The organism is Coleofasciculus sp. E1-EBD-02, assembly GCF_040218245.1.
In the GTDB taxonomy this organism is placed as follows: domain Bacteria; phylum Cyanobacteriota; class Cyanobacteriia; order Cyanobacteriales; family Coleofasciculaceae; genus Coleofasciculus.
Genome location: NZ_JAVJQN010000150.1, coordinates 68,918 through 90,727, shown reverse-complemented (window position 1 = coordinate 90,727; position 21,810 = coordinate 68,918). Strand labels below are relative to the sequence as shown.

At 44.9% G+C, this 21,810-nt stretch carries 23 protein-coding genes and 4 pseudogenes; 16 read left to right on the top strand and 11 right to left on the bottom strand.

The genetic code is table 11. The features are described 5' to 3' along the window. The first annotated feature begins 98 nt into the window (after positions 1-98). The 4 genes and pseudogenes from RIC07_RS24045 to RIC07_RS24030 all read left to right on the top strand — a co-directional run. Positions 99-1,295 carry a histidine kinase gene (locus RIC07_RS24045; protein ID WP_446396709.1) on the top strand — a complete coding sequence of 399 codons (1,197 nt, stop codon included), beginning with the start codon at positions 99-101 and terminating at the stop codon, positions 1,293-1,295. A gap of 257 nt (positions 1,296-1,552) precedes the next feature. Continuing rightward, positions 1,553-3,124 carry an ATP phosphoribosyltransferase regulatory subunit gene (hisZ, locus tag RIC07_RS24040; protein ID WP_446396708.1) on the top strand — a complete coding sequence of 524 codons (1,572 nt, stop codon included), beginning with the start codon at positions 1,553-1,555 and terminating at the stop codon, positions 3,122-3,124. A 56-nt stretch (positions 3,125-3,180) separates the two neighbouring features. Further along, positions 3,181-4,227, top strand: a complete 1,047-nt coding sequence (gene hisG, locus RIC07_RS24035) for an ATP phosphoribosyltransferase (protein WP_446396707.1) — start codon at positions 3,181-3,183, stop codon at positions 4,225-4,227. Positions 4,228-4,251: 24 nt separating this feature from the next. Continuing rightward, positions 4,252-4,326 (top strand): annotated as a pseudogene (locus RIC07_RS24030) (PAP/fibrillin family protein); the annotation flags it as partial. An 88-nt stretch (positions 4,327-4,414) separates the two neighbouring features. On the opposite strand, the gene RIC07_RS24025 reads toward RIC07_RS24030, so the two are convergent. Continuing rightward, positions 4,415-5,497 carry a fatty acid desaturase gene (locus RIC07_RS24025; RefSeq protein WP_446396706.1) on the bottom strand — a complete coding sequence of 361 codons (1,083 nt, stop codon included), beginning with the start codon at positions 5,495-5,497 and terminating at the stop codon, positions 4,415-4,417. Positions 5,498-6,265: 768 nt separating this feature from the next. Here RIC07_RS24025 and RIC07_RS24020 point away from each other — a divergent pair. The 5 genes from RIC07_RS24020 to RIC07_RS24000 all read left to right on the top strand — a co-directional run bounded on the left by RIC07_RS24020 (position 6,266) and on the right by RIC07_RS24000 (position 8,670). Beyond that, complete coding sequence (locus RIC07_RS24020) at positions 6,266-6,529, top strand: hypothetical protein (RefSeq protein ID WP_446396705.1); 264 nt, start codon at positions 6,266-6,268, stop codon at positions 6,527-6,529. Next, positions 6,530-6,814 carry a type II toxin-antitoxin system VapC family toxin gene (locus RIC07_RS24015; RefSeq protein ID WP_446396704.1) on the top strand — a complete coding sequence of 95 codons (285 nt, stop codon included), beginning with the start codon at positions 6,530-6,532 and terminating at the stop codon, positions 6,812-6,814. It begins immediately after the preceding gene. 26 nt (positions 6,815-6,840) lie between these two features. Continuing rightward, positions 6,841-7,494: a glutathione S-transferase family protein gene (locus tag RIC07_RS24010; RefSeq protein ID WP_446396703.1), complete on the top strand. Its 654-nt coding sequence runs from the start codon at positions 6,841-6,843 to the stop codon at positions 7,492-7,494. A 268-nt stretch (positions 7,495-7,762) separates the two neighbouring features. After that, positions 7,763-8,368: a Uma2 family endonuclease gene (locus RIC07_RS24005; protein WP_446396702.1), complete on the top strand. Its 606-nt coding sequence runs from the start codon at positions 7,763-7,765 to the stop codon at positions 8,366-8,368. Between the two features lie 17 nt (positions 8,369-8,385). Then, the gene (locus RIC07_RS24000) at positions 8,386-8,670 is read left to right on the top strand and encodes a hypothetical protein (protein WP_446396719.1); all 285 of its coding nucleotides are present in this window, start codon (positions 8,386-8,388) and stop codon (positions 8,668-8,670) included. Here the strand turns inward: RIC07_RS24000 and RIC07_RS23995 are convergent. The 3 genes and pseudogenes from RIC07_RS23995 to ilvA form a co-directional block, all read right to left on the bottom strand. After that, positions 8,615-8,903: pseudogene (locus RIC07_RS23995) on the bottom strand (DUF3368 domain-containing protein). The gene RIC07_RS24000 and the pseudogene RIC07_RS23995 sit on opposite strands and share 56 nt — an antisense overlap. After that, positions 8,900-9,148, bottom strand: coding sequence for a UPF0175 family protein (locus RIC07_RS23990; protein WP_446391272.1), 249 nt, complete (start codon positions 9,146-9,148; stop codon positions 8,900-8,902). Before RIC07_RS23990 ends, RIC07_RS23995 begins: the two are co-directional and overlap by 4 nt. Before the next feature lie 153 nt (positions 9,149-9,301). Further along, positions 9,302-10,813, bottom strand: a complete 1,512-nt coding sequence (gene ilvA / locus RIC07_RS23985) for a threonine ammonia-lyase, biosynthetic (RefSeq protein WP_446396701.1) — start codon at positions 10,811-10,813, stop codon at positions 9,302-9,304. Positions 10,814-10,907: 94 nt separating this feature from the next. Between ilvA and RIC07_RS23980 the strand changes: the two genes are divergently transcribed. From RIC07_RS23980 to RIC07_RS23965, 4 genes and pseudogenes are all read left to right on the top strand, one after another. Then, a complete protein-coding gene (locus RIC07_RS23980) occupies positions 10,908-11,243 on the top strand; it encodes a DUF5674 family protein (protein WP_446356551.1) in 336 nt (111 codons plus the stop codon). Then, on the top strand, positions 11,240-11,599 hold the full coding sequence (locus RIC07_RS23975; protein ID WP_006104700.1) for a hypothetical protein: 360 nt from the start codon (positions 11,240-11,242) through the stop codon (positions 11,597-11,599). The genes RIC07_RS23980 and RIC07_RS23975 overlap by 4 nt, the downstream gene beginning before the upstream one ends. Before the next feature lie 62 nt (positions 11,600-11,661). Beyond that, positions 11,662-11,902: pseudogene (locus RIC07_RS23970) on the top strand (hypothetical protein). Between the two features lie 187 nt (positions 11,903-12,089). Next, positions 12,090-12,770: a hypothetical protein gene (locus RIC07_RS23965; protein ID WP_446396700.1), complete on the top strand. Its 681-nt coding sequence runs from the start codon at positions 12,090-12,092 to the stop codon at positions 12,768-12,770. Positions 12,771-12,929: 159 nt separating this feature from the next. On the opposite strand, the gene RIC07_RS23960 is transcribed toward RIC07_RS23965, so the two are convergent. Beyond that, the gene (locus tag RIC07_RS23960; protein ID WP_446396699.1) at positions 12,930-13,241 is read right to left on the bottom strand and encodes a hypothetical protein; all 312 of its coding nucleotides are present in this window, start codon (positions 13,239-13,241) and stop codon (positions 12,930-12,932) included. A 14-nt stretch (positions 13,242-13,255) separates the two neighbouring features. On the opposite strand from RIC07_RS23960, the pseudogene RIC07_RS23955 reads away from it, so the two are divergent. Together RIC07_RS23955 and RIC07_RS23950 are read left to right on the top strand one after the other, a co-directional pair. Beyond that, positions 13,256-13,357: pseudogene (locus RIC07_RS23955) on the top strand (addiction module protein); the annotation flags it as partial. Between the two features lie 3 nt (positions 13,358-13,360). After that, positions 13,361-13,633, top strand: a complete 273-nt coding sequence (locus RIC07_RS23950) for a hypothetical protein (protein ID WP_446375355.1) — start codon at positions 13,361-13,363, stop codon at positions 13,631-13,633. On the opposite strand, the gene RIC07_RS23945 is transcribed toward RIC07_RS23950, so the two are convergent. The 4 genes from RIC07_RS23945 to RIC07_RS23930 form a co-directional block, all read right to left on the bottom strand. Then, on the bottom strand, positions 13,625-14,014 hold the full coding sequence (locus tag RIC07_RS23945) for a type II toxin-antitoxin system VapC family toxin (protein ID WP_446396698.1): 390 nt from the start codon (positions 14,012-14,014) through the stop codon (positions 13,625-13,627). The genes RIC07_RS23950 and RIC07_RS23945 overlap by 9 nt on opposite strands. A gap of 11 nt (positions 14,015-14,025) precedes the next feature. Beyond that, complete coding sequence (locus tag RIC07_RS23940; protein ID WP_446396697.1) at positions 14,026-14,253, bottom strand: DUF2281 domain-containing protein; 228 nt, start codon at positions 14,251-14,253, stop codon at positions 14,026-14,028. Positions 14,254-14,617: 364 nt separating this feature from the next. Continuing rightward, positions 14,618-15,232, bottom strand: a complete 615-nt coding sequence (locus tag RIC07_RS23935; RefSeq protein ID WP_446396696.1) for a hypothetical protein — start codon at positions 15,230-15,232, stop codon at positions 14,618-14,620. A gap of 86 nt (positions 15,233-15,318) precedes the next feature. Continuing rightward, positions 15,319-19,386 (bottom strand): TIR domain-containing protein, encoded by a 4,068-nt coding sequence (locus RIC07_RS23930; RefSeq protein ID WP_446396695.1) that lies wholly within the window; start codon positions 19,384-19,386, stop codon positions 15,319-15,321. 61 nt (positions 19,387-19,447) lie between these two features. Here RIC07_RS23930 and RIC07_RS23925 point away from each other — a divergent pair, with 61 nt between their 5' ends. After that, entirely contained in the window at positions 19,448-19,576 is a 129-nt protein-coding gene (locus tag RIC07_RS23925; RefSeq protein WP_446396694.1) for a hypothetical protein, read from the top strand. Between the two features lie 143 nt (positions 19,577-19,719). Here RIC07_RS23925 and proB read toward each other — a convergent pair whose 3' ends face one another. Together proB and RIC07_RS23915 are read right to left on the bottom strand one after the other, a co-directional pair. Then, positions 19,720-20,835 carry a glutamate 5-kinase gene (proB, locus tag RIC07_RS23920; protein WP_446396693.1) on the bottom strand — a complete coding sequence of 372 codons (1,116 nt, stop codon included), beginning with the start codon at positions 20,833-20,835 and terminating at the stop codon, positions 19,720-19,722. A gap of 335 nt (positions 20,836-21,170) precedes the next feature. Next, positions 21,171-21,734, bottom strand: coding sequence for a YqeG family HAD IIIA-type phosphatase (locus RIC07_RS23915; RefSeq protein WP_446396717.1), 564 nt, complete (start codon positions 21,732-21,734; stop codon positions 21,171-21,173). Between the last annotated feature and the right edge of the window lie 76 nt (positions 21,735-21,810).

Below are 21,810 nucleotides of genomic sequence, written 5' to 3'. Positions count from 1 at the left end.
ATTAAATTATAAGGAAGCAAAGACCCCCCAGCCCCTAGGCAGTCAAGTCCAATGTTCTCCTATAATTGCCCCAGTTAAGAGTGCTAACACCCAATTTCATGCAGGTCGCTCATGAGAACTCTCCGGATGGGGAAGCCACCTTACAGCTTTTGCTGTTTGTCGATGAGCGCCCCAGTTCCCGGAAACCTATCCATCACATCCGCAACTATCTGGAGTCCTTGAAACAGGACTATCCGTTTGAACTGATGATTGTGAAGGTGGGAGAACAGCCCTATTTAGCCGAACATTTTAAAATTGTAGCCACTCCAGCCCTGCTAAAGATTCATCCCCAACCCCGGCAAACCCTAGCGGGAACGAATTTAGTCGGACAGTTGAAGAGCTGTTGGTCACGCTGGCAACGCTGTCTCGAAGACTATAAAGCCGAGTTAACCCAGCAGATGGTCTCATCCGCTAACGGGGATATCTCCAGTGAGAATGGCTCATCCGCCAAACCTTCCATGGCATCTTCCGTCGAAGTGATTCAACTCACTGACGAAATTTTTCGCCTCAACCAAGAAAACACAGCACTGCGGGAAAATATCCATTTTAAAGACCAAATTTTGTCCATGTTAGCCCATGACATCCGCAACCCTTTAACCGCCGCATCCATTGCCATAGATACCCTGGAATTAGGTCAAAACAACCCCAGTCAATCCCCTCGTTCTGAATTGACGCCCACTCTAAAAGCCCGGTTATTGGAACAAGCGCGTATCCAACTCCGTACCATCGATCGCATGATTACGGAAATCCTGCAAGCCGCCAAAGGCAGCAACGCCGACTTTTACGTTAAACCCCGAAAACTAGCTTTAGGACCCTTGTGTCAAGATATTCTCAATCAAATGCAGGAGTCGTTCCAACTCAAGTCCCAGATTGTGGAAACAGACATTCCCCAGGATTTACCCCCTGTCCATGCCGATAGTGAGTTGGTGCGTCAAGTCATCGTCAATCTGCTAGACAATGCCAACAAATACACACCAAAAGGGGGTAAAATTCAGGTTTCGATGCTGCACCGCACCACCCAAAAAGTTCAAGTCTCGGTCTATGATACAGGTCCGGGTATCCCGGAAGAAAATCGCGATCGCATTTTTGAGAATCATTTCCGACTCAAACGTGATCAAGGCAAGGACGGATACGGGATTGGTTTATCCTTGTGTCAACGCATAATCCGCGCCCATTATGGTCGCATCTGGGTCGATTGCCCTACTAAAGGTAAAGGTGGTGGCTGTTTCCACTTTACCCTACCCATTTATCGGTAAACGTTAAAGCGATGTAAAGACGTTCCGATGAAATATCTTTTGTAGGGGCGGGTTTTACCGTTAACCTTTGGTGTTACCCTGATATAACTAAACCCGCCCCGACCTAACCGTTCAATTATCACAAATGACAAATGACAAATGACAAATGACGAATGACGAATGACAAATGACGAATGACAAATGACAAATGACGAATGACAAATGACAAATGACGAATGACAAATGACAAATGACAAATGACGAATGACAAATGACAAATGACCAAAATGCGAACAACCAAAATTGAACGAGTGCGGGGCGTCAACGATGTCTTGCCCGACGATTACGCCATCACCAAACAACTTGAAGATACCCTGCGCCAAAGCTTCCAATCCTTCGGCTATCGTCCAATTGACGTGCCACTGATTGAATATACAGAACTGTATTTAAGGAAATCCGGTGAAGAAATCGCCCCCCGTCTCTATGACTTCATCTACCGCAACCGCCGCCTTTGCTTGCGCCCCGAATTTACCGCCTCGGTTGTCCGCGCTTATGTAGACAACCTGCAAGGCGTTCCCCAACCCATTCGCCTCTACTATGCGGGTTCCGCCTTCCGCTACGAACGCCCCCAGAAGGAACGCTACCGCCAGTTTAACCAGATGGGGATTGAACTGATTGGCGCGACAGGGGCGATGGCAGATGCCGAAATTATTGCGATCGCATCCCAAGGGTTAAATCGCTTAGGATTAAGCGGGTATCGAATCGTTCTGGGTCATATTGGTGTAATCTCTAAATTTCTGGATAACCTCCAGATCGAAAGTCGCTTGCGTAGCTTCTTGCTAACCAATATGGAAATTTTACGCAAGGAAGGCAAATCCGCCGTTGAACAACGTTTGTGTGATATCTATCCCGCCTTTGCCCTCTATACCTCCAACCCCCAACTCAGCCCAGAACAAACGAACCCGGAAACAGTCCACAGCCAACGGTTGAGTCAACTCTTTCAGGGAATGGCAGAATCCGACGCCCAAACTACGATTCTGGATCTCCTAGACAGCATGAACATTGAATTGGCGGGTAATCGCGACGCCCAGGAGATTGTTGATCGCCTGCTGACCAAAATAAAACGCCAAGATCAAACTGAGAGAGTCAGTAAAGCGCTAGAGTTTATGAGTCAACTGGGACAACTGGTAGGAGAACCCACGGAAGTCTTAAAAGAAGCCCAAACACTCCTCTGTTCCCATGGCATTGATGATGCTGGACTTGAACAACTGCGTGAGATTATTAAGACATTAGAATTCTACAATCTAGATTCTAGTCAAATTAGCCTGGATTTAGGACTGAGCCGAGGATTGCAATACTATACAGGCATGATTTTTGAAATCTATCATGGCGCAGGCAAACAGGAGCGACAAATCTGCGGCGGTGGTCGATATGATGACTTAGTGGGAACCTTCGGCGGACGCCAAGATACCCCAGCCACTGGCTTTTCCTACGGGATGGAACGGCTGAGATTAGCCCTAGAAGCCGAGGGCAAAGTTTGGCAAGTACAGCGACAGATGGATGCTTTAGTTGTTCCTGTCAGTCAAGATGATGCAGGTTATGCCATTAGCGTTGCCCAACAATTGCGACAGATGGGATTAGCTGTAGCCATGGATCTCAGAGGCAAAAGTGTTTCCAGTAACTTTCAATACGCCAACAAACAAGGCATTCCCTACACCATTCTCGTGGGTTCAGAGGAACGACAAGCGTCAAATGTTGTACTCAAGCAGATGGATTCCGGAGAACAGCAGCAGTTAACCGTAAGCGACGCCGCCAAGCATATTCATGATCGATTAAGCCGGATAACTTGACAAATGATGGTGCTTGCTTTTTTTCAGAAGCGGGTATCACAAATGACCAATGACGAATGACCAATGACAAATCACCAATGACAAATTACCAATCACCCGTTCGCCTCGCTCTCCCCAGTAAAGGAGCGCTGGAACGCTCGACAAGCAGCCTCCTGTCAGCCTGTGGGATGAGTGTCTTTAGACCCAGCGATCGCCAATATTTCGGCTCGATTCCTTCACTCCCTCAAATTAATGTACTTTTCCAACGGGCTGCTGATATTTTCACCAAAGTTGAAGAAGGTAGCGTTGACCTAGGAATTACGGGCTATGATGTAGTCCGTGAAGAAGGCGTGGGTCATGATAATGTCGTGGTTATTCATGACCGTTTGGGTTACGGTAAATGCGAACTGGTATTAGCCGTTCCCGAAAGTTGGGTAGATGTCTCCTCGATTGAAGATTTAGCCGAACTCACGCTTCTATTTAAAGAAAAAGGAAAAAACCTCAGAATTGCTACAAAATATCCCAATCTGACTCGTGATTGGTTGTATGAAAAGCTAATTGTTAACTTTTCCCTCGTTTCCGTCCAAGGCGCCATGGAAGCCGCACCCAGTATGGGTTATGCCGACATGATTGCTGATGTCACCAGTACCGGAACCACCCTGCGAGAAAACCGCTTGAAGCGGATTACTGGTGGGACACTTTTGAAGTCTCAAGCTTGTCTGATTGGCAATAAACGCCTCCTCCAAGACGATCCGACGAAACTGGATACAACTAAAACCATCTTGGAATTAATTGAGGCAAATCTGAATGCCAAAAAATATGTCTCAATCACGGCGAATGTTCGCGGTAAGTCAGCCGATGAGATTGGCAACTATTTGGTCAATCATAGTGAATTAAGCGGTTTAACTGGGTTACGCGGACCCACGATTGCCAAGGTTTATTCTAAGGAAGACAAGGATTGGTATGCGGTGACGATTGTCGTTGAGCAAAGAATGTTGCTGGCGGCGGTTAATCATCTAAGAAATACGGGTGGGAGTGACATGACAATTACATCACCCGACTATGTATTTGGTTCTCAGTCTCAGAATTATCAGGTATTCTTGGAACGATTAAAGGAAGATTAATAAACCAGGACATCTGATCAACGGCTTTATCTGGATGAGGAATTACGGATTACGCGAGGGAAAAAGGGTACTGTTTTAGTCGGTGAACGACAAAACTGATTTTGCTTTCTAGATTGTAGAGACGTTGCATGCAACGTCTCTACAGGTTACCTAACAAGAGGCTAGTCAAATGGAATAAATCCGCCTTCTAGTCTTTAGTTCGAGCGCGAATTATGGCAGGTTCGTAGTAAACCGGAGATCCTTGATCGGCGACAAAATGACAAGCCCGGTAAGAACGAATAAAACTCTTCCAAATTGGCTCATTTGAGCAGCGATAATACTCGCCTAACACGGGCTTAATTGCCTCGGTTGCTGTCTTCAAGTGATAGTGGGGCATATTCAAGAAAATATGATGCGCCACATGAGTCCCGATATGATGATGAATGGGATTAATAAAGCCGTAATCCCGATCAATTGTTGATAATGCCCCTTTCAGGAAATACCAATCATCTCCCCGATACCAGGGAATATCCGGTTCGCTGTGATGCATGAACGTGACCAAATCTAGCCAGATTACAAACACCACATAAGGAACCAGATAATACTTCACCAGAAATAGCCAACCGAACTTAAACGTCAGTCCACCTAAAAAGGTAACCATTAGCACCCAGAGAACGGAACTGGTGACAATATCCCATTTTTCCGAGGGACGGAATAACGGACTATTGGGCATAAAATGGGAACCTTCGCGATCAGAGGATCGCTTAAATAGATAGATGGGATAGGCTAGCAATGGTAAATAATAGCGGAATAGCTTTTCATACCACGGCATCTGCTCATACTTACTCTGAGATACCGGATACCAGCTTTCATCTGTTTCCAGGCTACCCGTATTGGCATGGTGGGTTCTGTGACTAATACGCCACCCGTGGAAGGGCACCAGGATGGGAATATGACACAAATGCCCAATCAGGTTATTCAACCATTTAATCTTAGAGAAAGAGCCATGACCACAGTCATGACCCACCACAAACAACGCCCAAAACATGGTTCCTTGGAGTAACCAGAAGATGGGGAAAAATAACCAAGAATCCAGTTTATAGGCAATGGCATAAAATCCAGCGATGATGCCAATGTCTAGAAAGAAATAACTGAGAGACTTCCAAACAGAAGGTTCAAAACAATAGGCAGGAATTGCCGTTTTCAAGTCTTGAAGAGTAAAGGGTAACTCTTCTTTCCGAATGGATGGGGCTGTAATTGTTGTCGGCTTGAGAACTGTGTTTGATTGCACGAAACTTCTAATTTAATTGAAAAACCTACATTTAATCAACTACCTGCCACACATAATATGCCAGGTAAACCGGGTAAATATAGGCTTGAATTACACAAGCTTGATTGTAACCTTTTATGACCTTAGTTGTTCAAATAAATCTAAAATTAGTGGATCAGTTGTTTGTCAGTCAATAACTACGCGATCGCTTCGCGGCTCATCCCATTAGCACCAAAATAGCATTTATGCCAGATGTTGCCTTTGATCCCCATAGCGATATCTTATAGTATCAGTCAGTGCAAAACATAGTTGACACAATACTATAAATATGTATTCAGTAGTCAATCAGACGTAGCTCTAACACTATAACTAGATGTGTTGGTTTAAGCAACCTCAACCCAACTAAGCCAGCTTAGAAGCTAGGTTTTCCTCAAATCAAACCAATCGCCACACACATAAGGAAAATCTATCATCTTATGTACGAGAGAGTCAGCCTAGCGGATATCGTTGAGAATTGCAGGTTAAACGACATTGGAATCAAGGGATTGAAAAGCTTGAGGCAAAATGTGCGATCGCTCATCGCTGTAGGTTGGGTTGAGGAACGAAACCCAACATATCATGATTCATAACCAACCCAATTCTATAGCTATAACCCAGCGCATTCAGGAACCCTTGCTATTCCTTCATGTTCGTGCGATCGCGCCCAACCCAATCCAAATTAATTCCCATACTTTTTGAGTATCCGCCGTAAAATAGGAGACAAACGCGATGACGAAAAACTAAAAGGCTATGCCACAAACAATCCTGAATCAAATACTCAATCAGTTAGAGATGCTTAAGTCAGAGGAACTACAGCAACTTAATCTGGCTATCCAAAAACATCTTACTGACAAAGAAATAGCTGCTCAACGCACAAAATTTCACCAAGCGCTGTTAACCTCTGGTTTAGTTAAACAAGTCAAAGACGCTTCTAATCATCAGCAACCTGAACGGCGTCTGATTCAGGTGCAGGGTAAGCCTATGTCTGAGACAATCATTGAGGAACGCCGCTAAATGGCAGCTTATTTTATAGATAGCAGTGCATTGGTTAAATGTCATAAATTAAAGAGTGATCTACAATCCGAATATCAAGTCGTCGAAATTCAACAGAGCATCATCAACTCAGCAATGGAATTAGCTGAAGCCCACGGATTAAGAGGCTACGACGCCGTTCAACTAGCAGCAGGTTGTGCGATAAATGTCCTTTGCAGGGCTAACAGTTTGCCTAGTGTGACATTTGTATCTGCTGATAACGAGTTGAATATAGCCGCAGCCAGTGAGGGTATGTATGATTGTTGAAAACCCCAATAATTACTGATAATCTAATGCTAAAGTTCTACTACAATCCTATCTCTGCTAACGCTCGCCGAGTCTGGGTAACATTACTGGAAAAACAAATTCTCTTTGAGCCAATTTTGGTGAATTTAGATGGAGATCACCTGAGTGACGACTTCACCGCCATTAACCCACTTCAGCGAATTCCTGTCGTCATCGATAACGGATTTCGGATTGTTGAATCGTTAGCTATTTTGGACTATTTAGAGGCGAAGTATCCCACACCATCATTGATGCCTAATGAAATTAACGCGATCGCAACGGTTCGCATGGTAGAAATGATCGCCGTCAATGAACTTCAGCCGCTGATGATTCCGTTAATGAAACAATTAGTTGGACTAGAATTTAATCCTGATAAAATTGACAATGATCGGCAACGCATAACGACGATTATCAAATTTTATGAAAGTCTTTTAGCTGGACATTATTACTTTGTGAACAATCAAATTACTCTAGCGGATATTGTAGCGGGAACATTGGTTCCCTCCTTGCCTCAATTCGGTTTATCTCTAGACAATTACCCATCTCTAAAAACATGGTCACAGCAGCTTGAGCAGCGAGAAAGTTGGCAACAGACATCTGTGAAACCGGAAATGATTGAAGCTGCTATTCCAAATATGCGAGCCATTTTAGAGAAGCGATAATCCAGAGGATCTAGACATCCGCCCGGAGCCCGGAGTTCAAATTCCGGGCTAAAACCTAAAGTCCATTAAAATGGACTAAAACTCTTATCCAGTCAGCTTTAGCTGAATGCAAGCTTTGAGCCAGGGATTTGAATCCCTGGCTAATTGTTGCTACTGGTGCAAGATGTGAATAAAAAAGGTGAATTTAGATATGAGACAATCATAGAGATGAGGCTTCCAGTTCTACAAGCTAGAATAAACAATAAAACTGCCTTTCCCGAAAAATGCTATGACTTACACCCCATCTAAACTTCTAACGTTCGACCAATTTATAGCAGAATATGGGGATAATCCCAGGTACGAACTTATTGATGGAGAACTACGAGACATGGAACCAACAGGTCCTCATGAAGAAGTTGCTGGGACTATTGCGGGTAGAATCTATGCCGAAATTATTGGTAATCAGTTAAACTGGCTAATTCCCAAAAGTTGTTTAATTAAACCCCTAGCTGCTGAAGCGACAGCACTACGCCCTGATGTCATTGTTTTAGACAAAGCCGAACTCAGCAACGAACCGCTTTGGCAAAAAGAGCCAATTATTTGCAATGGCAAAACAATCAAACTCGTTGCCGAAGTTGTTAGCACCAACTGGCAAGATGACTATGCCAGAAAAGTAGAAGAGTATGCGGTTCTAGGCATTCCCGAATTCTGGATTGTAGACTTTCGCGGCTTAGGCGGTTGGCAATTCATTGGCAACCCCAAACAACCCACTTTTACAGTATGCCAACTCATTCAGGGGACGTATCAGCAGCAAAAATATCGCTTGGGAGATACAATTACATCTTACCTCTTGCCCAACTTACAGCTCAAGCTCGACGATGTTATGCCCAATTAATTGTTTTTGTTTTCCTTATGGTAATCAGTACACAGACAGATCCCCGACTTCTTGAAGAAGTCGGGGATCTTGCGGAAGAAGACTGTACCTCATCAACCAGCCAATCTGCTGTAACTATCCCAAAAACAGCTTATATGCCGGATTCTGGTTTTCATCCCAATAGCGATAACCCAAAGTATTCAGAAACCCTTGCCATTCCTCCATCTCATGGGATGGAACCTGCATTCCCAGGAAAGTTTTTAGGGCTTATAATTCTCCTACTATTGCCAAAATTTGGTTATACAGAACTGGAGACACTCTAAACTGGTATGTAGCAATGAGTTCATCCATTAAAGGTTGAACCGCAGGAATAAACGATCGCTGTTTGGCTTCCACCAATACACCCAGTAAGCCAGTAATCCGGATACCTAGACGGTATTAATTCTTGGTAGACGGCTAGTGGAATTAAAATACAATCATAAAGCTGTTGAAGCAAGTGAAGATGTCCGATCGCCGCCAGGTTTGTTAAGACGGAAGTATCACTAATGACTATCACAGCCGCCCCAATTCCCGCAGGTTTTTTAGATCTATCTCAAAGTCTTCAACATCGTAGTTATAGAGGGGTATTTGGCGCTGTTTTAACAATTCCCGGAAGGCACCATCTGACATCTGGGCTAAGTGACTGGCGTGACCAATCGTTAGCCGACCCGCTTGAAATAGCAATAGTGCTATTTCTTGTTTAAATTCGGCAGCTTCCATTTGGCAGGCGCGAAGGGTTTCGTCAGAGATGATAACACTCATAGTTTAAATATAGAAACTACTGCTCTTTTAGAATAACTTCTTCTTGATGGTGTCATCGGCTTTAATATTCACCTCTCCCAATTTCCCCTTACTATAATCGCCTATCCCTGTAGGTTGGGTTGACGCGCCGAAACCCAACATCTCTGGTCATAACTATCCCAAAAACAGCTTATAAGCCGGATTCTGGTTTTCATCCCAATAGCGATAACCCAAAGTATCCAGAAACCCTTGCCATTCCTCCATCTCGTGCGGTGGAACCTGCATTCCTACGACAATACGCCCATAATCTGCCCCATTATTACGATAGTGAAATAGGCTAATATTCCAATTAGGACTCATGGAACCAACAAACTTCATTAAAGCACCCGGACGTTCAGGAAACTCAAAGCGGTAAAGTAATTCATTATCCGCTAAGGGAGAATGTCCGCCTACCATGTGTCGTAGGTGCATTTTTGTCAGTTCATCATCGGTTAAATCTACAGTTTTGAATCCACACCCTTCAAAGGCTTCTATCATCTTAGCGGCGTCGCTGCGGTTGGCAATTTGAACACCGACAAAAATATGTGCTTCGTTTTCAGCAGAGATGCGATAATTAAACTCAGTTAGGTTTCGTTTACCTAAGCATTCACAAAACTGACGCAAACTCCCCGGTTTTTCGGGAATTGTTACAGCAAAAATGGCTTCGCGGCGTTCGCCAAATTCTGCCCGTTCCGCAACAAAGCGAAGACGGTCAAAGTTCATATTAGCGCCGCAAGCAACGGCAACTAAGGTTTGTCCCTGAATTTGCTCGCGTTCAACGTAGGTTTTTGCGGCTGCGATCGCTAATGCCCCAGCAGGTTCTAAAATAGAGCGTGTATCCTCGAAGACATCTTTAATCGCGGCACAGGTGGCATCAGTATCCACCAGAATAATCTCATCCACATATTGTTGACACAGGCGAAACGTTTCTTCCCCCACTTCCCGCACCGCCACCCCATCGGCAAATAAGCCCACCTGGGGCAATCGCACCCGTTTCCCAGCTTTTAGGGATTGATACATAGCATCCGCATCCATGGGTTCAACGCCTATGATCTTAATTTGGGGATACAACCGTTTCACATACGCGGCAATCCCAGAAATTAATCCACCGCCGCCAATGGCGACAAAAATAGCATGGATAGGTTGCTGATATTGGCGGAGAATTTCCATACCAATCGTACCTTGTCCGGCAATCACATCCGGATCATCAAAGGGATGAATAAAGGTTAACCCTTTTTCGGCTTCCAGTTTCCGGGCAAAGGCATAGGCTTCATCATAAGTTTCTCCCTGCAAAACCACCTCTCCCCCACGGGCTTTAACCGCATTTACCTTAACCTGGGGTGTGGTTACAGGCATAACGATAATCGCTTGGGTGCCTAGCTGACGCGCAGCCAAGGCGACGCCTTGGGCATGGTTTCCGGCAGATGCTGCAATGACGCCCTGTGCCAGCATATCGGGGGGGAGTTGTACCATTTTGTTATACGCCCCGCGCAGTTTGAAGGAAAAGACGGATTGCATATCCTCCCGTTTGAGTAGGAGTTTGTTATTCAGGCGGGTGGATAGATTGGGGGCGTATTCTAGCGGGGTTTCTTGGGCAACATCGTAGACGCGGGCGGTGAGGATTTGTACTAGGTAGTCACAAAGCATGGGTAAACCGGGTGGCAGATGCAGGATGTAACGAAAATTGTACTTTACTAATTCCCTGATAAACTATGGATCTGCTTACTCAGAAGGATTTTGCATGATTCACATCATCCGTACTCGCGCCACGAAAGCGCAAATCGATGAAATGCTTGAAACCCTGAGTGTTTACATTAAGTTGGCAGTAGATATTCGGCGTGCTATTCTCGCTGGTGGTGGAGAGTTCCATGCAGATTGCGAAACAGCATTGCTTGAAGATGGCAGTCAGCAGGCAGATATCTGGGGAGCCGATTGGTATCCAGATACCCAAACTGTGACATACGAATCCCTGATCAACATCCGTCCGAGGCAAAATAATCGTTCAATGGAAATTCTCAATCCTGAAATTCGGGAACAGGTTGCCCAAATTGTTCAAAACTTATTAGGAGGGGTATGAAAGACTGGAATGCTTTACGCGAACGGTATCTAAAAGATGATTTGTCAGCTCGTTTAGGTGGGTTAGCTGCTAACTTAGCTCGAATCAAATCTCTTGTTCAGCGTGGAGCTAGTAGTAACACTGTCGAATATCTGATGAGAGAAAGCAAGTTCTTCATCGAGTGGACAGCAATGGATGCTGGAATAGAAAAGGCTGCGGATTTAGTTGAGTTACAAGTACAACTGGCTCGTTGGCAATTCGGCTGGTCAAATATTTGGGCAGATGATGGACAACGGATGAACGTTGCCGAACAAGCTAAAATTTGGTCAGATCGTGTGTTAGAAATGTCTGGTTTGCTGTCTGAGCCTATTACATAGGCGAGTTGAAGTAGTTATAGGAATTAGTGTCCGTCTCGCCACTCGCAGGGAACTTAAAGATTATGAACAAAACGCCTTTTGATCAACCCTCAAACTCTGAAGATGAGCTTTTGCCCGTACCAGTTTGATTATAAAAAGGCAAAGCCCAATCGCTTTGCCAATCGAAGTGGAAAGCCAAAGCTAACCGTCGTTGTTTTGGATGAGGATGTTGCCGAGGTTTTCTCAACACCGGAGTCAGTAAATAAGGTGCTTCGGGCACTTATTGAAGCGATGCCTCAAGCAAGTAGTAGTGAAACAGTCTAACTGTTGTGCGATCGCTCTGGGCAATGATGAATCCCAGAGGCTAAACTTGATCTGACAACAGTCGTCTTTCACCCGTCACAGGAATATGGATCAAGCTTCTATTAAGGATGTCCCCCGAAACATGAGACGAACGGGGATGCTCCTTTTTCGTGATGCCTTTATGGAAGCTTTGCAAGGTGAGACGCTCATGTGTGTGGTACATGCGGCTCATGCGGCAGAGATTCTGTTAAAAGCTCGAATAGCTCAAGAACACCCACTGTTGATCTTTGACAAACTGCCCCAGTCGAACCCCAGTAAGGATGCTCTCACACTGATTGATTTACTAGAAGGCGGGCGCACCCTATCCTATGAGGGATTGCCCAATCAGCTATGGGCAACTACAGGAATTAAGATTGAGCGGCTTAATCAGTACCGTGAATTCGGTAGACTAAGAAACCAAATTATTCACTTTTCAATGACGAACGTGAAGGCGCTGGATATGCTAACGCTGAGTTATTCTCTTGAAGTGTTAGATCCATTGGTAGAAAGCTTCTGGGGAAGATCGGTTATTGATTTCATAAAAAATGATCCCCATCCCAGCTACGGCGGGATATTTCACTTGGGACTATTTGAAGACTTCATCAAACAGAGAGGTTTTCCTATAGATCAACGGTTAAGGCGACTATTGGGAGAGGCTAGTAGAGAAGCCTGGGAATGTATGCAGGCACACTATGAAGAAGTCCGTAGATTTCATGAGTCTAAAACCGATAAGGATTGGAAAGCTGAATACCAAGCCTGGTCTGAGTCACAGGCTGATGATGCGGATGACAAGTATACAGAACTAGCAGAAGAACAGACTAACTGGGAAGCTTTCCTCGACTCTTTCTAGCTAACTCTACTAGTGGTTCATGTCATTAGTTCTGATGGGTTAATTAAGACTCAAAACACCTTACTTGGGTCTTCCATTTGGCAGGCGTGAAGGGTTTCTTCAGAGATAAGGACACTCATAGACTGCAATAGGGCGGTGTGAATTCGGTTTTTTTGTACATTAGACTGCTAAGTAGCGGTTGAATAAATAGTTCTGTCGCTGCGCTCGGTTCTCCGGGTGCCGCGCATTAAAGAAGCAAACACTGCTGAAACTGACAAAGGCGAATCCGAACAGAGCTAATAACCGCGACAGCCATAGGTTGGGTTGACTAAGGAAACCCAACATCTCATTATTCACTAGCAACACCACCATCCGCATACAGTAGAGATGATCCGGTAAAACAACGATCGCCTTTACCAGTACCCAAAGAGCGATCGCATCATGGGCAAAACCCTGTCCGCTATATTTGAGGTATACCGCCGACTCTTCCATTTAAGTTGCTCAGCATGGACATCACAGCTACGTTGAATGAAATAGCAGCCCTCAGCATTGAAGATAGAATTCGTCTTGTGCAAGCAATCTGGGACAGTATTGCAGCCGAGCAAGCTTAGATGAAAGCTATTGTCAAGCAGATTGCACTTCCTCGTAAAGGTCGAACAGCAGGAATGAACGCTCGCTTTTTGGCTTCCACCAATACTCCCAGCAAGCCAGTAATCCGGATGCCCAGACGGTTCGCTTCTGTTCTACCACGACGCTCATCAATGAGTAACAAGTCAGCATTGATTTCCAGTGCTAAAGCGATCGCTTCAGATTCACCTGGATCGAGACTGTATTTTGCAATTGCTCAACCATTGCGCGATCGCTCTTTTGATCAGCTATCGTAGAAACTGAGCCATTTGATAAGCCATAACTACTGTATCAGCCGTCACAATTGTCAAGTTGTGCTGTAAAGCCTGACAGATCAGTAATCGGTCAAATGGATCGCGGTGTAGTGAGGGTAAGTTGATTAACTGAACCACACTTGCCTCATCAACAGCAAGACTATCAATCTGGTGTCGTTCCCGTTGCTTGGGCAAATAAATTTCAGGAGACTCTGGGAGTAAGAGTTTGCCGAGTTGATACTTGATGATACACTCCCATAACGAGACAACACTCAGATAAACATCATTGTTAGGATTTTGAATGGTATCACGAAAGGTGGCTGATAGCTGAGGACTACCACTGATAAACCAGAGGAAAATGTGAGTATCTAACAATAATTTCATTGTTTGAACAATTAGCCTTCAAAATCACGAAGAATCTCATCAGGCAATGGATCGTTAAATTCTGGGGGGACTGTAAACTCTCCTGCACAAAGGGCAAATGGACGGATTTGTTTTTGCTTGTCATGAAATTTTGTCGGACTTTTACGAGATTTAGTAAACAGTAAAAAATCTAAAACTTCCTCAACTAAAAAATCTGGAGCTTGAGCAATTTCCTGAATAAGTTGTTCTCTTGCAGACATTTTCACAATTCTCCGGGTTGGGGCAGTTTATTAACCACCCAATTAGGCGATCAATATTATTTTATCCCACATTCCACATCTCTAAGTTTGTCAAGACGGAAGTATCACTAATAAAGTGCAATTTCTTGTTTAAATTGTTTGTAGTAAGCGCTTTAGCGCTTCTTCTGGCTCTAAAGTGCCTACTACGAACTCAGCTTAAGTCAGCGCCATCCGACTTAAGAGTTTGTCATCGTTTGTAATGGGTGATACGAGCGCTGATGGCGAAGACAGCGCAACTACGAACGTAAGCTATGTCAGTGACATGCAATTTAGGGTAATGTCGGCTGCACTTCAAGGATTGCTTGCTGTCTGGTTCGCGATCGCGCTATGGAGTTGAGGCTTGGCTACTACTGAGCAAACTTGAGCGCTCAAGTAATGAAACCAGGCTTTCACTCATTCCTGAACAATCACAGCTTTTAGAAATGACAACGGCTCCGGGAACATCGTTTATATTCAGCCAAAACTCAGCATGAGCATCGGGAATTCCCACAGCCTCTTGATTCCGATATTCAACTAGATAGCCTTGCTTACCATCAAAAGTATAGGGTGATATTTTTTCATGGTCTCTACTCTTTTGTTCCACCAATTGACGTAATTCTAGATTGTTTGGGTTTTCAACGCTGCGAACTAACGTGTAAGCATAACCACGTCCCAATGCTTCTCCACCTCTAGCTATGCAAGATAATAATTCATAAGTGCCTGGATCGACAATTTTGACGTTGCCGTTGTTAAGGCGCATTGCTCTGAAATTGGAGGGGATGGTGAGTTCTATGCCAAACGTATCGAGTTCTAAGTTTCTCGTTGTCTCCGCTGCTGGAATTGAACCCGGATCATCACAATATTGGTCAGGCTGGGCAATCCCTGGCTCCACTCCAGTCAGAAAATAAAGTGATGCTCCAGCCAAGGCAACTATTAATTGAGCGTTCAATAGTCGGTTCATAATTATTTGTCCCAATTCAACAGGTATAACTTGGCGAATCGCATATCGTCTCAGCCATAATTAGTATCCATTAAACCTTTCTCGGTTCAAATTTTGTCACACAGATCGCGATCGCTCGGTTTGACGTTGGGGTTATGTTGCAGATAACCTCGGACAAAATCACAACCGCGCACCAACAACTCATCGAGATCACCCACATAGTCCAAATCCCAGAGAATTGCCTGGTTATTGGTACTGGCAGAGGCTAAGGTTTGACCATCTGGATTAAACTGCACATCCCTAACTCCACCGCCAATTCCGGTTAATGTTTGCACTAATGTACCCTCTATCGTCCACAGTTTCACGGTTTGGTCGTTACTGGCTGTAGCAATCATCTGCCCATCTGGACTAAAGGCGATCGCTTGTACCTCATCGCGATGTCCGGTTAAAGTCGTTAACAGGTTTCCCAGGCGATCCCAGAGTTTGGCGGTGTGGTCATGACTCGCTGTGGCGATAGTTGGCCCATCTGGGCTGAAATTCACATCAACCACAAAACCGCTATGTCCGGTTAAAGTGTTCAGTAAGTTTCCCTGGCGATCCCAAAGTTTCACCGTTTGGTCACTACTGGCTGTGGCGATGGTTTGTCCGTCTGGGCTGAAGTGGACTTGATGCACAGCTCCTTTGTGTCCCTTCAAGGTTTGTTGCAAAGTTCCGTCAATCGTCCAAAGTTTCACGGTTTGGTCATCACTGGCTGTAGCAATCGTCTGTCCATCGGGACTAAAACTAACACCCAAGACACCGCGCTGATGTCCAATCAAGGTTGTTAGCAGATTACCCTGACGATCCCAAAGTTTAGCGGTGCGATCGTTACTGGCTGTGGCAAGGGTTTGCCCATCGGGACTGAAATTCACACTCCAGACGGGTTGTTGATGCTGTCGCAGCGTTGTGATTAATTGTCCAGTACGAGTCCAGAGTTTAACGGTACTGTCTCGACTCGCCGTGGCTAAACGTTCTCCATCGGGACTAAAAGCCAGACTGAATATCCAATTATCATGTCCTGATAAGGTATGCAACCCAACCCCAGCAATTTGCCAGAGTTTAGCGCTGTGGTCAAAACTGGCACTAGCAAGCGTCTGGCTGTCAGGGCTGAAACTCAGGCTGGAAATCAGGTTGGTATGTCCACTCAAAGTATCAACTAAGTTACCATCGCGGTTCCACAGTTTCACCGTTTGATCATATCCCCCGGAAGCAATCCGTTCTCCATCTGGGCTAAAACTCACCGCCAACACCCCATCGGTATGTCCGGTGAGTGTTTTGAACAGAGTACCATCTTGATTCCAGAGTTTGACGGTTTTGTCATTACTTGCCGTGGCAATGGTTTTCCCATCAGGACTAAAACTAACACCCCAAACCGCCGCATTATGACCCGTAAACCTTTGGCGAAATTGCCCCTCAATTGTCCACAGGTTGACGGTTTTGTCTTCACTTGCTGTGGCAAAGTGCTGACCATCAGGACTAACCGCAATCCGATTAATGCGATCGCGATGACCTGCAAAAGTTTGCCTCAATTGCCCATCAGTTGTCCAGAGTTTGACGGTTTGGTCTTCACTCCCAGAAATAATCCATTGTCCATCTGGTGTAAACTTCACATCCCGTACCGCAGCACTGTGACTAATTAACGTTTGTTGTAATTGCCCTTCAATCGTCCATAGTTTAACTGTTTTATCCCCACCTGCTGTCGCCAGCATTTGACCATCTGGACTAAAACTAACCGCAAATACTGTACCCTTATGCCCGTTTAGCGTTTGCAGTTCTTCACCGTCTGGATTCCAGAGTTTGACTGTACCATCTTGACTTGCCGTCGCGATTATTTGACCATTTGGACTAACTGTAACATACCACAGTTGTTCGGTATGTCCTTCAAATTGATTTCGTTCTCTCACCCAGTAAATTGCTTGTTGGAGGGCGGTAATGATATCTGCTTTTATCGGGGATTTACCTATTTTATCCTGGGCGAATTTAAGTGTTATTCCGGCTTTTAAAGCCGCGAGTAGCGCCGGAAGTTTTTGATCAGAAATAAACAAGGCTTCAGACGCATTACTCAGGGCAATTAACTTTTCGGTTTCCGCGATACGACGGAGGGATTCAGCCTTGCGATACTGACTGAATGCCACAACACCCGCCCCCAGAGATATCACAAACGCCGCTGTCACTAATCCCAATAAAGACCTCAAAATCATCATCCGCCGTTTTTCTTTAGCAATTCCGGCTTGAATGGCGGCGTGACTGGCTTGAATATATTGCGTTTGCAACGCCGTTGGTTTTGGCTGTTTCTTCTGTTCCTCGGCTTCAATTAACCAGGTTTCGGCAATCGCAAATTCATTTCCCCGCAGCAGTAAATCTTCACTCTTGCATTTTTTCCCCCATTCCAGCGCCCGTTGCGACCATTTTGTATGATTATGAACATGATCTCGATCTGTATCTAAGGTTCTCACTAATTGGTTGAAATTTGCATTAAACTCTCGCTGGTTTTGATTGAAATCAATCCACTGTACTTTGGCTAATTCAGGATGCAACTCTGCCGGATTAACCGGAAGATGCAACACCGTGACAAAACGTTTATTCAACTTTGCCGCATATTCTACTTCATCCGCACAGTAGGGGGAATTAACGGCGCGGGGGGAGAGAATAAATAAAAAGTTATCGGAATTTTCAATACCTCGATAAATCTCCTGTTGGAAATCTGCACCAGAGGCAATACTTTCTTGATCAAACCAGGTAGTTTTTCCCTGAATTTGTAATACCTCATTTAATTTTCTGGCAAAATCAGAATCGTTGCGAGAATAGGAAATAAATACATCTAAGGATAGTCCGGGAGGTTGGCGCAGACTTTCGCTGATAAATTCTGCAATTAACGGTATAGGCGGATGCTGGTTTCTCTGCTGGGCAACCTTTAACCAAGCTTCCCCTTGACGTAAATTATATCCCCGCAATAAAATACTCGGATTTCGATGCTGTCGTTCCCACTTTAAGGCTTTGGTGAGCAGGAGTTTATGCTCATGGTAATAGGTAGCATCTTGATACAGAATTTTCACCAGTTGGCTTTCATCTAGATGATAATCTTCATCCTGGATATTATCGGTTAGATCAATGTAGTGTAAATCTCGCAAAACCGGGGGTATTTTTTCGTTGGCGACGATTCCCGCCTTAATCGGGATAATTCGCTTATTTAGGGATACAGCATAGTCTACTTCTTGCTGACAATACTCCGATGTAACTGAATCCGGTGACAGTAAATAAACCAGATTATCGGCTGCTTCTATTCCGCGATTAATCGCCTCCTGAAATGCTTCTCCAGTTTGAATATCAGTCTGGTTTGTCCAAACGGTAAAACCTTCTCGCCATAAACGATTGCGAATCTGTTGCATAACCCCTTTATCAGCTTCAGCATAAGTGAGAAATACCTGGGTCATCAAATTATTGGCATTTTTAATACTTTCGGTAATAAACTCACAATGGAGATCCGTGGGAACACAGGGCGGTTGCTCATCATTGAAGCGAATTTTAAGCCATGCTTCAGCTTGTTGCCGTTCTTCACCAATTAATAAATAGTTTCTCTGTTTTTGGTTTCTTTTCCATGCCAAAGCCTTGACTAAAAGCTGCGTATGTTGCTCAACATAATCCTGATTACGCTGCAATAATTCCACTAAACCAGCAAACGCGGTATCAAACTCATCGATTCCTTCGCGAAAATAGACCCAGTTAATCTTACCAATGGCTGGGTGCATATTCGGAAAACTGGAATGTAAGCCCTTGGCTTTGTATGTTTCCCATTCTGCTTCTGTGCCATTTGGATTACGCTGTTGCCAGGTTTCGTGGCTAATTTGTTCAACATGCAACAGGGGGATAATGCGTTTATTCCGCTTCAGGGCTAGCTCAATTTCTTTGCGACAATAGGGCGAATTAATTGAATGAGGCGCAATAATGAATAAAAAGTTATGGGAGGTTTCGATCCCTTCATCAATTTGGTTTTGAAAATCAACCCCCAATGGAATATCGTTTTGGTCAAACCATACCGTTAACCTTTCTGCCAACAGTCGTTTGTGTAGCTGAGTGGCAAAGGCTTTACTATCGGCTCGTCCATAAGAAATGAAGGCATTATAAGAGCCAGACATAATGGTTTTAAATGGTACTGATGTCAATTGATGACTCTATTTTAAGCCGCCCAATTTAAAGATGCCAATTAGCAGGAGAGGGTCATTGGTCATTGGTCATTGGTCATTGGTCATTGGTCATTGGTCATTGGTCATTGGTCATTGGTCATTGGTCATTGGTCATTGGTCATTGGTCATTGGTCATTTGTAGGGGTTTGGTCCCCAAACCCCTGTTTAATCAGGAAATTGAGGGTTGAGTCGGGGCGGGTTTAGTTACATTTTGGTGAGGGAAGAAAAGATAGTAGTGAAACCCGCCCCTACAAAATTTCCCCATCTCCCCCATCTTCCCTATCGTCAGACATTACTCAAAACCAGGTTATCTCGATGCACAACTGTTTCCGCCCCACCGTAGCCCAAAATTTCTGGTATATCTGCTGATTTATGTCCCCTAATTTTCTGTAATTCTAGACTGCTGTAGTTGACCAATCCTCTAGCTATTTCTACGTCATGACTATCACAGAGTTGTACCGCATCCGAGGCGTGAAAATTACCTTCAATTGCAGTAATTCCGGCGGCTAATAGAGACTTACCCCCTTGACAAATTGCCTTCACTGCACCCTGATCTAAATACAGCTTACCCGCCGGAACTAAACTGTGAGCAATCCAACGCTTACGGGCGTTTTCGGTTCGCGGTTGAGGGGCAAATTGCGTCCCTAATGGTTCTCCCTGTAAGATTTTTTCGATCGCTTCGGGGTGTCGTCCTTGAGTAATCACGGTTCTCACTCCCGCACTCGTGGCAATTCTAGCGGCGGTAATTTTTGTTACCATTCCCCCGGTTCCCCACTGAGAACCCGCTTTCCCAGTTTGTATCTGAAGTTCGGCTAATTCTTCTATCCGGTTTACTAGGGTAATCGGTTCAGCATCAGGGACTTGACGCGGATCAGCCGAATAGAGTCGATCAACATCAGTTAATAAGAATAACCAATCGGCTTCGATTAAACTCGCCACCATTGCAGAAAGGGTATCGTTATCGCCAAATTTGAGTTCCTCGACAGCGACGGTATCATTTTCATTCACTACGGGAATGACGCCAAGCTGCAACAGTTCTCGAAATGTCGCGTAAGCATTAACATAGCAACTGCGCTGTACCAAGTCTTGGCGGCTTAGCAGAATTTGCGCGATCGCTTGCTGAAGACTGGAAAATAAATCATCATAGACTCGCATTAACCGTCCCTGACCCACAGCCGCGACAGCCTGTTTGAGGGCGAGGGTTTGAGGACGAGTCTTTAATCCCAATCGTCCACACCCAACTCCCACGGCGCCAGAGGTGACTAAGACCACACCATACCCAGAGGAACGCAACCTAGTCAGCGTTTCCACTAGCATCGCAATCGTTGACAGCGCTAGCTGACCCGTTTCTGGATGAGTCAGGCTGGATGTACCCACTTTGACAACAATTGTTTTAGTCATTCGTCATTTGTCATTTGTCATTCGTCATTCGTCATTCGTCATTTGTCATTTGTCATTTGTCATTTGTCATTTGTCATATCTTCCCCAGCTTCCCCATCTTCCCCCGCTCCGCCATCTCCCCCAGCTCCCCCAGCTCCCCCCGCTTCCCCAGCTCCCCCAGCTTCCCGTCTCAACACAATAGAGCGCTACGTCCTCAACTAAGGGATATAGCGCTCGCTATGGAATTATAACAGGTGTTTTTATTATGGTTAGGGTCTTTATAATGGCTGACCCCATTTGAACTATTATTAGAATCTCATGATTTTTTGACTGCCTGCTTTTTCCTAATCTTTTCTTTATATTTCAGTTTGTCTTGATTTATCATCTTTTGTAAACTTATGTTGCTTGCTGGGCAGTGATACGCCAAGAATTTGAGTGATCCAGACTTCAAAATCGCGAATGGGAGAAGAATAGGCAGTTTGAGTGGGGTCCATCATTGGTTCGACGAGAATGGTAAACATACCGAGTCGGTTTCCAGCTAAGACATCTGTAAACAAGCGATCGCCTACCATGGCTACTTGTTCCACAGGCAAATTCATCGCGGCGGCGGCTTGTTTTAATTTGCGTCGGGATGGTTTACCTGCACCGTGGAGATAAGGCAGATTCAGGGAGTTAGCAATCCCACCAATCCGTGTCTCACTCAGATTATTACTCACCAGCCACAGGGAGGCGATGGGTCTAATGTCTTCAACCCATGCCCTGAGTTCTTCTGAGGCTTTGGAGGCTTTCAGGGGAACCAAGGTTTCATCCACATCCAGCACTAATCCTTTAAGCGTATAGTGTTGCAGGATATCTCGGGTCAAACTCAAGATTGGACCGTCCAGAACTAAGTCAGGTTCTAAGTTTGATACCCAAGCCATCTTTTCTAAGTTTGATACCCAAGACATAAGCCGTGATTTGTCCTCAGCCAATAACTTTATTCCCACCGAATGGTTG

Bases quoted from the DNA above. Each gene is read 5' to 3' on its own strand.
- RIC07_RS24045 (WP_446396709.1), top strand. From the start codon at position 99: ATGCAGGTCGCTCATGAGAACTCTCCGGATGGGGAAGCCACCTTACAG.
- hisZ (WP_446396708.1), top strand. From the start codon at position 1,553: ATGACCAAAATGCGAACAACCAAAATTGAACGAGTGCGGGGCGTCAAC.
- hisG (WP_446396707.1), top strand. From the start codon at position 3,181: ATGACCAATGACAAATCACCAATGACAAATTACCAATCACCCGTTCGC.
- RIC07_RS24020 (WP_446396705.1), top strand. From the start codon at position 6,266: ATGCCACAAACAATCCTGAATCAAATACTCAATCAGTTAGAGATGCTT.
- RIC07_RS24015 (WP_446396704.1), top strand. From the start codon at position 6,530: ATGGCAGCTTATTTTATAGATAGCAGTGCATTGGTTAAATGTCATAAA.
- RIC07_RS24010 (WP_446396703.1), top strand. From the start codon at position 6,841: ATGCTAAAGTTCTACTACAATCCTATCTCTGCTAACGCTCGCCGAGTC.
- RIC07_RS24005 (WP_446396702.1), top strand. From the start codon at position 7,763: ATGACTTACACCCCATCTAAACTTCTAACGTTCGACCAATTTATAGCA.
- RIC07_RS24000 (WP_446396719.1), top strand. From the start codon at position 8,386: ATGGTAATCAGTACACAGACAGATCCCCGACTTCTTGAAGAAGTCGGG.
- RIC07_RS23990 (WP_446391272.1), bottom strand. From the start codon at position 9,148: ATGAGTGTTATCATCTCTGACGAAACCCTTCGCGCCTGCCAAATGGAA.
- ilvA (WP_446396701.1), bottom strand. From the start codon at position 10,813: ATGCTTTGTGACTACCTAGTACAAATCCTCACCGCCCGCGTCTACGAT.
- RIC07_RS23980 (WP_446356551.1), top strand. From the start codon at position 10,908: ATGATTCACATCATCCGTACTCGCGCCACGAAAGCGCAAATCGATGAA.
- RIC07_RS23975 (WP_006104700.1), top strand. From the start codon at position 11,240: ATGAAAGACTGGAATGCTTTACGCGAACGGTATCTAAAAGATGATTTG.
- RIC07_RS23965 (WP_446396700.1), top strand. From the start codon at position 12,090: ATGTGTGTGGTACATGCGGCTCATGCGGCAGAGATTCTGTTAAAAGCT.
- RIC07_RS23960 (WP_446396699.1), bottom strand. From the start codon at position 13,241: ATGGAAGAGTCGGCGGTATACCTCAAATATAGCGGACAGGGTTTTGCC.
- RIC07_RS23950 (WP_446375355.1), top strand. From the start codon at position 13,361: ATGAAAGCTATTGTCAAGCAGATTGCACTTCCTCGTAAAGGTCGAACA.
- RIC07_RS23945 (WP_446396698.1), bottom strand. From the start codon at position 14,014: ATGAAATTATTGTTAGATACTCACATTTTCCTCTGGTTTATCAGTGGT.
- RIC07_RS23940 (WP_446396697.1), bottom strand. From the start codon at position 14,253: ATGTCTGCAAGAGAACAACTTATTCAGGAAATTGCTCAAGCTCCAGAT.
- RIC07_RS23935 (WP_446396696.1), bottom strand. From the start codon at position 15,232: ATGAACCGACTATTGAACGCTCAATTAATAGTTGCCTTGGCTGGAGCA.
- RIC07_RS23930 (WP_446396695.1), bottom strand. From the start codon at position 19,386: ATGTCTGGCTCTTATAATGCCTTCATTTCTTATGGACGAGCCGATAGT.
- RIC07_RS23925 (WP_446396694.1), top strand. From the start codon at position 19,448: ATGCCAATTAGCAGGAGAGGGTCATTGGTCATTGGTCATTGGTCATTG.
- proB (WP_446396693.1), bottom strand. From the start codon at position 20,835: ATGACTAAAACAATTGTTGTCAAAGTGGGTACATCCAGCCTGACTCAT.
- RIC07_RS23915 (WP_446396717.1), bottom strand. From the start codon at position 21,734: ATGGCTTGGGTATCAAACTTAGAACCTGACTTAGTTCTGGACGGTCCA.